Below are 9,749 nucleotides of genomic sequence, written 5' to 3' on the forward strand. Positions count from 1 at the left end.
ATGTCCCGGGCGCGGTCGCGGCGCTCGCGCAGCCGGCCGATCAGGTCGGCGATGCCCCCGTCATCGGCGTCGCGCAGTTTCGGGTGGTGGGAGCGGGCGACGAGGTCGGCCTCGTCGGCGCTGAGGAGGCGGGCTTCCTGGCGGCTCGATACGGACATGGATACTCCGGGTTGGAGGGATGGACTGGATCAGTCGGCGGCGAGGTCCGGCGCGCGGCGCAGGGCGGTCTCGCGCAGGGACCGGTCGGCGTAGGTGCCCTGCACGGCCGCGCGACCGCCGTGGTCGAACAGGTCGAGCATCAGGGCACTGTGGATGAAGCCGAGATGGCTGAAGGCCTGCGGGAAGTTGCCCAGGAAGGTCCCGTCCTCGGCGGCTTCCTCGGCGTAGAGCCCGACATCGTTCTGCAGCGCCCGTAGGGCGTTGAACCGAGTCCGCGCCTCCGCATCACGGCCCAGCCAGAGCAGCGCGTCGACGAGCCAGAAGGCGCAGAGCAGGAACGTGCCCTCGTGGCCGGGCAGGCCGTCGTCGGCCCGGTAGCGATAGACGAGGTGGCCGTGGCCGAGTCGCTCGATCACCACATCCACGGTCCGGGCGAAGGCCGCCGCGTCGACGGGGAAGCCGACCATCGGAGCCATCAGCAGGGCGGCGTCGACGTCGTCGCCGCCGATATATTGCGGGTAGTAGCCGTCCCGGTGGATGGCCTCGCCGTTCACGCAGGCGACGATCCGGTCGCGCTCCCGGCACCAGGTCTCCCGGGGGCCGAACAGGCGGATCGCCCGGTCGAGCGCGACCCAGTTCATGATCGCGGCGTGCAGGTAGCGCTGCTCGGGTTTGCGCGGCTCCCACAACCCGGCATCGGGCGTGTGCCAATGGGCGGCCGAGATGTCGGCGAGCCGGGCCCCGTGGCCGTGCATCGCCTCCGGCAGGGTGCCGCCGAGCCGCGTGTAGAGGTAGAGCAGGTCGAGCACCTGCCCGTAGGCGTCGGCCTGGTGCTGCTCGGCCGCCTCGTTGCCGGCCCGCACCGGCGCGCTGCCGCGCCAGCCCTCGAAATGCGCGATGGTGGTCTCGGTGAGATCGCCCTCCCCGGAGACGCTGTAGAGCGGCCGCAACCGGCCCTCCGCGCGCTCGCACAGGTCGGTCACGAACCCGAAGAAGGCTTCCGCCTCGCGCAGCATCCCGAACTTCTTCAGGACGTAGAAGGACAGGCACGCGTCCCGGATCCAGCAGAACCGGTAATCCCAGTTGCGGATGCCGCCGATCTCCTCCGGCAGCGAGGTCGTGGCCGCCGCGACGATCGCCCCGGTCGGCGCGTAGGTCAGCGCCTTCAGGACCAGCGCCGAGCGGATCAGCTCGTCGGCGAGCGGCCCGGTATAGGCCGCGTCCTGCGTCCACAGCACCCAGGCGCTGCGGGTCCGCTCCATCAGGGCGCGCGTGTCCGGCGGCGTCCGGGGCAGCGCGTCGGCGTAGAGGCTGAAGCTGCGCTCCTGGCCGGCCGCCAGGGTGAAGCGGACGGCCGCGCCCTCCCCGTCCGGGGCCATCGCGACGTCCGCGAGGAGGCCCGGGCATCCCGGCGTCACCACCCGGCCGCCCTCGATCGCCGGCGGCGTGAAACCTTCGGCAAAGCCCGCCAGCGGCCGGTACTCGACCACCATCGGGACCTGGCCGGACACGCCGCCGACGCGCCGCACCAGGCGCGGCCGGTCCGGCCCGCCCTCCGGCCCGACCATGAAGTCGTGCAGGGTGACGAAGCCGTCCTGGGTGGTGAAGGTGGTCTCCAGGATGTTGCTGCGACTCAGGTATTGCCGCGTCGTCTCGTACCGGCCCGCCGGGCGGATGGTGAAGTGGCCGCCGCGCCGCCGGTCGAGCAGCCGCGAGAAGGTCGGGGCGGCGTCGAAGCGCTCCAGGCAGGCCCAGTCGATCGCCCCGTCGCGGGCGACCAGGGCGCAGCCCTCGCAATTCCCGATCAGGGCATAGGCCTCGATCGGCTGGTAGGGGCGCTGGCCCGCATCGGACATGAAGACTCCTTCTGGCCGCGCCGGCGATCCGGCTGCGGCGTGGGGATGGGACGGGTTCGGAGTGCTGGGCCGGATCAGGCGCCGAGCCGGAAGGCCGGTTCCAGCAGGCCGCGGGCGCCGACATCGACCAAAAAAGTCCGGCCGTGTTCGGGATCGGCGGCGCGCTCGGCCGCGTCCATGCCCTCGTAGGCGGAGGTGACCAGCAGCCGGTCGAGGTCGCGGCCCGCGAAGGTCGGGCAGGTCGGCTGCCGCACCGGGACCGGCACGGTGCGGACACGCTCGCCGGCGGGACTGTAGGCATCGAGGCAGGCGGCGCCGAACCGGGCGGTCCAGATCAGGCCCTCGGCATCGGTGGCGGCCCCGTCGATGCCGCCTTCGCCGCCGCGATGATCGTAGAGGGTCTCGATCGGGCCTTTCGGCAGGCCGGTCCTGGGATCGAGCGCCACCCGACGCAGCACGCCCTCGTCGGTGTCCACGAAGTAGCCGGTGGCGCCGTCCGGCGAGAAGCTGATGCCGTTCGGGATGGTCAGGCCGCCGAACAGGCGCCGCACCCGGGTGCCGGCGACATGGTAGATCGAGCCGCGCCCCTTGGCGGCGTCCCGGTCCATCGTGCCGATCCAGAGCGCACCGCACGGATGTATGCGTCCGTCGTTGGAGCGGTTGCTCTTCATCTCCTCTTCGAGCGGGCACAACATCCGGATGTCGCCATCCCGGATCGCCCGCACGTAGAGGCCGTCCTCGGCCGAGAGCAGCTGGTGGAAGCCGTCGATCGCCGCCACGTCGCTGACCTGGAACGGCAGGACATGGACCAGCGCCTTGCGGGATCCGGCGACCGGCTTCTCGAACAGGCGCGCTTCTAGGATGTCGACCCACCACGCCGTGTCGGTGCGCGGATCGTAGCTCGGACCTTCACCGAGATGGCAGCGGACCTGGCTCAGAACGCAGGCGTCTTGCAAACAATCCAAATGACCTATCCCGTTGGTTCCGATCGCGCATCAGGGTGGTTGGACGGTGGCTCAGCACGCGTCGCAGACGCTGCCGAGGACGGAGTCGAGCTCCTTCTGGCGCTTCGTCCGCTCGTTCGGGTCGTGCAGCGGGGCGGCCGCGCGGCCCGGCGGGACCGTCTGGCCCACCGACGAACGGTAGGGCGCGTTCACCGTCGTCTCGGGACCGCCGCCCGTGCCCGTGAAGGGGCCGGCCTGCGCCGCGTTCAGGCACGCCGGCGCCGCGATCAGGCCGAGGATCAGTCCGGCTCGCTTCAGGCTCGTGCGTGTCATGGCGTGACGTCTCCTCAGTTCCCTTCGGGTTGATGTCCGATTCTGTCTCGTACGGACCGCCCTCGCTGACGACGGCCGCGACGCGCTCCCTCCCCCGTGCGGGAGAGGGTCGGGGTGAGGGGCGCGGCGCTTACGGCGCGGACGCACCCGTCACGCTGTTCCGCTCCTGGGCGGGGGGCGGATCCCGCGGCCGATCAGCAGCGGTTTCCGCCGGCGGTCTGGCCGTACTGCTTGACGGGACGCGTCTGCTGGTTGGCGTTGCCCTCGGCCGCCGAGCTCATCGGGCAGCCCTCGTAGTAGGGGTTGTCGTGGACGCCAAGGCCGAGCGAATGGGTGGCTTCGACGTCGTAGGGCGCGAAGCCGGTCCAGCGGGCGCCGTTGTCGGCCATGGCAGACGAGATCGGGGCAACGCCAAGGACAAGGGCGGCCACGGCGGCGGCGATACGGGTCTTCATAGATATACTCACGCTCTTACAAGTACGGTTCGATTGGTCGAACCCGTTTCCTCTTGCTTGAGACAGATATGGGGACGCCAATCCCATCGTGACGTGCCGGCGCGCACGCACCGGCGGGGATTAAAAATTGGCGGCGCCTTCTCGCGACTTCGCGCGTATTGGGCCGCCATTTTGCAACTTTTGATAATGAAGTTGGCTGCGCGCGCGCCGGAACGCCGGCCTCAGGCTGGCATGGCGGGCTGGATGAGGGCGCGCCCGTGCAATGCGGAGCGGCATCATGCCGACGCGGCCGACCATCATTCCGGGTCTTCGATCCGAAGCCCGGAACGAGGACGCGCCTTATCCCTCGGTCGTCACAACGCAGTGACGGTCAGAGAACCTTCGCCCGCACCGTGGTGACGACGATCTCGGCCACGATCACCACCGCGAAGATCGCGGCCAGCACCACGGCGACCTGATCCCAGTAGAGCAGGTTCAGGGCCGTATCGAGCGCGACCCCGATGCCGCCTGCCCCGACGAGGCCGAGCACGGCGGATTCGCGGATGTTGATGTCCCAGCGGAACAGCGCGATCGACCAGAAGGCCGGCTTCACCTGCGGCCAGTAGCCCATCAGCAGCGTGGCCCGCCGCCCCGCGCCCGCGGCCTGCAGGGCCTCGATCGAGCCGCGGTTCGATTCCTCCAGCGCCTCGGCCAGGAGCTTGCCGGTGAAGCCCACCGAGCGCAGGGCGATCGCCAGCGTGCCGGCGAGCGGCCCCGGGCCGAACACCGCCACGAACAGCAGCGCCCAGACCAGGGAATTCACCGACCGGGAGGTCACGAACACGAACTTGGCGAACAGGTTCAGGGGCAGGCTGGGGGTGATGTTGCGGGCGGCGAGCAGCCCGATCGGCACCGCGATCACGATGGCGATCAGCGTGCCGAGCGTCGCGATGTGCAGGGTCTCCACCAGCGCGCGGAGCGTCGGCCCGATATAGCCGGCATCCATCGGCCACATCCGGCCGAACAGGTCGGCCATCTGCTCGGGGGCGTCGTAGAGGAATTCCGGGATCACCTCGATCGTGCGCAGGCTCGCCACGAAGGCGGCCACCGCGAACAGCGTGAAGGCGAGGCGCGCCAGCCGCTTCCACGGCGAGAAGCGCTGCCAGCGCCGCGGCGGGGCCGCGAGGGCGGCTCCGGCGCTCACTGGAACACCTTCCGGGCCCAGCCCGAGACGATCTCGGCCACCATGATCAGCGCCACGATGACGATCAGGATCGCCAGCACCACGTCGTAGTCGAAGCGCTGGTAGGCGGTGAACAGGGTCGCCCCGATGCCGCCGCCGCCGACGATCCCGACCATGGTCGAGTTCCGCAGGTTGGAATCAAGCTGGTAGGTCGCGAAGCCGATGAAGCGCGGCAGCACCTGCGGCTGCACGCCCATGATCAGCGTCGACAGGAAGCCGGCGCCGGTCGCCCGCACCGCCTCGACCTGCTTCAGGGAGATCTCCTCGATCGCCTCGGCGAACAGCTTGGCGATGAAGCCGACGGACGCGACGATCAGCGCCATCACGCCGGCCAGCGCCCCGAAGCCGATCGCCTTCACGAACAGGATCGCCACGATGATCGGGTGGAACGACCGGCACAGGGCGATCAGCGCCCGGGTCGGCCACGTCACCCAGGCCGGCATCAGGTTGCGGGCGGCCAGGAAGCCGATCGGCAGGGCGATCACGATCCCGATCACCGTGGCGATCACGGCGATCTGCACGCTCTCGACGATGCCGGACTGGATCAGCTCCCACCGGGAGAAGTTCGGCGGGAACATCCGGGCCAGGAACTGCCGGCCGTGGGTGAGCCCGGTGGCGAAGCGCTCGGGGGCGAAGCCGAGCTGGCTGGCGGCGTAGACCGCGTAGAGCGCGAGCAGCAGCCAGCCGGCCCGGGCGGTCCAGTTGGGGCGGAAGGCACGTTTTTGCGGGATGGCCACGCCTGGGACAGGTGCGGTCATCGGATAGACCGGACCATGACACGCGCCCTCCCTCCCCCCTCTGCGGGGGAGGGTGGCCCCTGCGTCAGCAGGGGTCGGGAGAGGGGCAGCGCGACGATGCAGAATGTGTCCGACGTCGCGACCTTTCCGGATAGGGCGCTCCCCTCTCCCCCCCTGCTGCGCAGGGTACCCTCCCCCGCAGAGGGGGGAGGGAGGGCCCGCGAGCCAGAAAGTCGTGTCCGAGGACAGCTCAAATCCGACATGGCGCTCATTCGAGCCAGTTCTCGCCGCCGTAGATGCCGCGCAAATCGCGCTCGCTCAGGCGGTCGGGCGGACCGTCATAGACGACGTGCCCGCCCGACATGCCGACGATCCGCGTGGCGAAGCGCTGGGCCAGCGCCACGTTGTGGATGTTGACCACCACCGGCACCCCGCGCTCGGCCGCGAGCCGGGACAGGATCTCCATGATCTCCACCGAGCTCTTGGGGTCGAGCGACGAGGTCGGCTCGTCGGCCAGCACGATCTCGGGCTCCTGCATGATCGCCCGGGCGATGCCGACCCGCTGGCGCTGGCCGCCCGACAGGGCGTCGGCCCGGCGGGTGGCGAAGCCGGCGAGCCCGACGGACTCGAGGAGGTCGAAGGCGCGCTGGATATCGGCCTCGGGGAACCGGCGCAGCCACGCCCGCCAGACCGGCACGTAGCCGAGGCGCCCGCACAGCAGGTTCTCCATCACGGAGAGACGCTCGACCAGGTTGTATTCCTGGAACACCATGCCGATCCGCCGCCGCGCCCGGCGCAGGGGGCGGCCGGACAGCTTGGCCAGATCCTCGCCGCGGAACAGGATCTCGCCCGCGGTGGGCTGCACCAATCGGTTGATGCACCGGATCAGCGTGCTCTTGCCGGTGCCGGACGGACCGATGATCGCGGTGAGGCCGGTGCCCGGCACCACGAGGTCGATGCCCCGCAGGACCGGCTGCCCGGCCCGGTATTCCTTGACGAGCCCGCGGATCACCAGGGCGCGCGGATCCTCCGCCCGCACCTCGGTCCCGGGCGCGCGCAGCGCAGCGGACGCGGTCACGGCTTGCGTCACGGCTTGGCTTGGCCTTCGGCCTTCTTGCGCGCGGCCTCGGCCTCGCGGGCGGCCTCGCGCTCGTAGGCCGCCTTGTTGTAGGGCGTGCCCGACTCCTCCGCGACCTTGCGCACGATGGCCCAGTCCTTGAGGTAGGTGATCGGCGCGAACCGGTCGTCGCCCTCGAAATCCTTCACCATGTCGGGCGGGAAGCGGAAGTCGTAGAAGCACTGCTTCAGCTTCTCGGCGAGTTCCGGCTTGAGATCGTGCGCGTAGGCGAAGCCGGAACTCGGAAACTTCTCGCTGGTGTAGATGATCCGATAGTCGTCGCCCTTGATCGTGCCGCGGGCGACCATCCGGTTGAACACGTCGGAGGCCACGGGCGCGGCGTCGTAATCGCCGGTGCCGACGCCGAGCGCCGACTTGTCGTGACCGCCCGAGTAGACGATCTTGTAGTCCTCGCCGGGCTTGAGGCCCTGCTCGGGGAACAGCGCCTTCGGGGCGAGGTTTCCGGAATTCGACGACGGGGCGGTGTGGGCGACGCGCTTGCCCTTGAGGTCGGCGAGCGTCTTGTACGGGCTGCTCGCCTTCACGACGACGATCAGGTTGTAGCCCTCGGCCCCCTTCTCGGTCCCCTTGGCGGCGAACGGCACCGCGCCCGCCATGTTCACGGCAAAGCCCAGCGGCCCGGTGGAGAAGCCCGCCACCGTGAGCCGCCCCGAGCGCATCGCCTCGATCTCGGCCGAGTTCGACTGGACCGGATAGTAGACGACCCGCTTGCCGGTGCATTGCGACAGGTGGGCGGTGAACGGCTTGAACGCGTTCTCGTAGACCGCCGGGTCTTCCACCGGCGTGTAGGCGAACACGATGACGCTCGGATCGCGGGTCTTGGCCGGGATGTCGGCGACGAGGTCCTGGTTCGTGTCGCAATAGGTGTCGTCGAGCTGGCCGCGATTGGCACATTCGGCGGCCCGCGCCGGCGACAGCGAGCCGAATCCGCAGAGCAGCGCCAAGGCTGCGCCGTACCGAGCGAGTGTCACGCGTCTCTCTCCCTGCGGGGCGGTGCCGTGCGGCCCGCGCCGTCCCGTCGTCACCCGGTTGGGGCGACGCTTCCCTTGCCCAACTTGTAGGTGGCGGGCTTCGGATTAGGCAAGGCGGGATGCGCGTGGGGGGTGAAGGAAAGCCGGCTTATGACAGGGTTGACGGGCGGCGTTTTGGTGGAAGACGCCGATCCGCTCGACAAGACATTGCAGAGTCACGCATGACCCGGTGCGGGTGGATTCTGACTGCGGAAGTGACAGGTTTTTCGCGCATCGGCTCGTGAAGGGCGCGCGTTGCGCCCTCCCCTTGCGGGCTACGACGTTCACACATCTGCAACGGACACCGCCGCTCGCGACGGAGCGCGACCGGCCCCCTCTCCCGTGCGGGAGAGGGTTGGGGTGAGGAATGCGACCTCTCCGGAAAGTCCTGATCCCTCACCCGGCTCTCTGCGAGAGCAGACCTCTCCCGCACGGGAGAGGGGACCCGCGCTCCATCCTGCGCCCGTCCTACCGACACCGATGCGTGGATCCGGTAGCCTCTGCGGGGGAGGGAGAGCCGCGGTGTCTCCCGTGCCTTCTGCCGACCTCGATGTTAAATCCGCCAGTTGGCGCGGAAGAGGAGACCCGCGCTTCATCCGCGAATTCGAGACCGCGGAGACATTTGGCTGGAAGCGCAGCGGCGATCCTGTTGGGCGTGAAAAGCCTGGTCCCTCAGGGCACCACGCGGCCGACGGCCGTCTGCGGCGGGCTGAACGAGGCGATCGGGAGGTCGCAGAAGCAGCGGACGCCGAGGGGGCGCGGACCCGGGAGCGGGCACGCGAACGGCTTCGGCCCGGTGAGACCCTGTTGGATGGCATCGCAATTGTAGCCGACCGGCTGGCGCTCGCGGCGGCGCGGCGCCGGGCGATAGCCGCCCTCGTCGGCCGGATCGTCGTAACCCGGCGGCGGCGCACCATAGCCACCGCCATACTGCGCCAGGGCAGCTGAGCCCGGAAGCGTGGCGGCGAGCGCCAGGGCGGCGAGGGTCAACCGGAACGGGGCCCGCAGCCCGGATCGGCCGTGTGAGGTGAGGCGCATCCGTGATCCTTTCGCGCGACGCAGGCGCATCGCCCCTGCTCCGGCGGCTCTCGATGGCAATACCGGCGAAAACGAGACGGCCCGCCTCCGGAAACCGGAAGCGGGCCGCAGATGCAGTCCAATCCGTAGACGGCGTCAGTGCGTCGAGCGGTCGGCGGCGTCCTGAGCGTTCTGGGTGGTCTGCCGGACGGCATCCTGACCCTGCTCCATGGCCTTGCGGGTCTCTTCGGCGCTCTGCTGCATCGCCGTCTTGGCCCGCTCGGCGCCCTGCTGCATCGCACTCTGGGCGATGCCGCTGAACTCCTTGGCCTGCGCCTGGATGGCGGCGAACTGGCTGCGCACGAACTCGGCCTGATGCTGCATGGCCTCCTGCACGTCGCGCGAGCGGACCAGCTTCTGCGCCAGGTCGAACGCGGCGTTCACGTTCTGCTCGGCATATTCGAAACCGCGGGACGAGACGTCCGACGCGTTGGTGCGGGCGACCTCGGCCGAACCCTGGACGGTGTCGGCGGTGCGGCGGGCCGCGCCGATGAAGCTGTCGAACGCCTTGCGGGCCTGCTCGACGCTCTTCTCGGCGAAGTCGCGCATCTCGGTCGGGACTTCGTAATTCGGGGGGGTGCTCATGATCGTCTCCTCTCAATTCGGCTGTTGATGGCGCCTTGTGCACTGCACAATAACTGATTCGCCGCCATATGCCACCTGCGCCGTCATCATTAAGGTTGACATGACGTAAACGTGTGACGCCCGGCGCAAGAGTCCAGCGTCGCAACGCAGGGCGCTTTACAATAGGGGTACGGTTGCGCGTGTTTCTCGGGCAAAGCGGGCCGGGGGACGAGGGATCGGGCGTGGGTTCGGGG

General features: G+C 69.7%; 10 protein-coding genes. All 10 read right to left on the minus strand.

The window, feature by feature from the left end; translation table 11 throughout:
- Positions 1 to 188: 188 nt before the first annotated feature.
- On the minus strand, positions 189 to 2,015 hold the full coding sequence (locus tag FV228_RS11855; protein ID WP_147854809.1) for a glycoside hydrolase family 15 protein: 1,827 nt from the start codon (positions 2,013 to 2,015) through the stop codon (positions 189 to 191).
- 74 nt (positions 2,016 to 2,089) lie between these two features.
- Positions 2,090 to 2,980, minus strand: a complete 891-nt coding sequence (locus FV228_RS11860) for an SMP-30/gluconolactonase/LRE family protein (RefSeq protein ID WP_147854810.1) — start codon at positions 2,978 to 2,980, stop codon at positions 2,090 to 2,092.
- 51 nt (positions 2,981 to 3,031) lie between these two features.
- Entirely contained in the window at positions 3,032 to 3,292 is a 261-nt protein-coding gene (locus tag FV228_RS11865) for a hypothetical protein (RefSeq protein ID WP_147854811.1), read from the minus strand.
- Between the two features lie 194 nt (positions 3,293 to 3,486).
- The gene (locus FV228_RS11870) at positions 3,487 to 3,747 is read right to left on the minus strand and encodes a hypothetical protein (protein ID WP_147854812.1); all 261 of its coding nucleotides are present in this window, start codon (positions 3,745 to 3,747) and stop codon (positions 3,487 to 3,489) included.
- A gap of 370 nt (positions 3,748 to 4,117) precedes the next feature.
- On the minus strand, positions 4,118 to 4,930 hold the full coding sequence (gene phnE, locus FV228_RS11875; RefSeq protein ID WP_147854813.1) for a phosphonate ABC transporter, permease protein PhnE: 813 nt from the start codon (positions 4,928 to 4,930) through the stop codon (positions 4,118 to 4,120).
- The gene (gene phnE, locus FV228_RS11880) at positions 4,927 to 5,727 is read right to left on the minus strand and encodes a phosphonate ABC transporter, permease protein PhnE (protein ID WP_147854814.1); all 801 of its coding nucleotides are present in this window, start codon (positions 5,725 to 5,727) and stop codon (positions 4,927 to 4,929) included. Before phnE (FV228_RS11880) ends, phnE (FV228_RS11875) begins: the two co-directional genes overlap by 4 nt.
- 247 nt (positions 5,728 to 5,974) lie before the next feature.
- On the minus strand, positions 5,975 to 6,784 hold the full coding sequence (gene phnC, locus FV228_RS11890; protein WP_238262828.1) for a phosphonate ABC transporter ATP-binding protein: 810 nt from the start codon (positions 6,782 to 6,784) through the stop codon (positions 5,975 to 5,977).
- Between the two features lie 8 nt (positions 6,785 to 6,792).
- Positions 6,793 to 7,815: a phosphate/phosphite/phosphonate ABC transporter substrate-binding protein gene (gene phnD, locus FV228_RS11895; protein ID WP_147854816.1), complete on the minus strand. Its 1,023-nt coding sequence runs from the start codon at positions 7,813 to 7,815 to the stop codon at positions 6,793 to 6,795.
- 711 nt (positions 7,816 to 8,526) lie between these two features.
- On the minus strand, positions 8,527 to 8,892 hold the full coding sequence (locus FV228_RS11905; RefSeq protein ID WP_147854818.1) for a hypothetical protein: 366 nt from the start codon (positions 8,890 to 8,892) through the stop codon (positions 8,527 to 8,529).
- A 135-nt stretch (positions 8,893 to 9,027) separates the two neighbouring features.
- Positions 9,028 to 9,516, minus strand: a complete 489-nt coding sequence (locus FV228_RS11910) for a phasin (RefSeq protein WP_147854819.1) — start codon at positions 9,514 to 9,516, stop codon at positions 9,028 to 9,030.
- Positions 9,517 to 9,749: the final 233 nt, after the last annotated feature.

This window comes from Methylobacterium sp. WL18 (assembly GCF_008040015.1).
Classification (GTDB): Bacteria; Pseudomonadota; Alphaproteobacteria; order Rhizobiales; family Beijerinckiaceae; genus Methylobacterium; species Methylobacterium mesophilicum.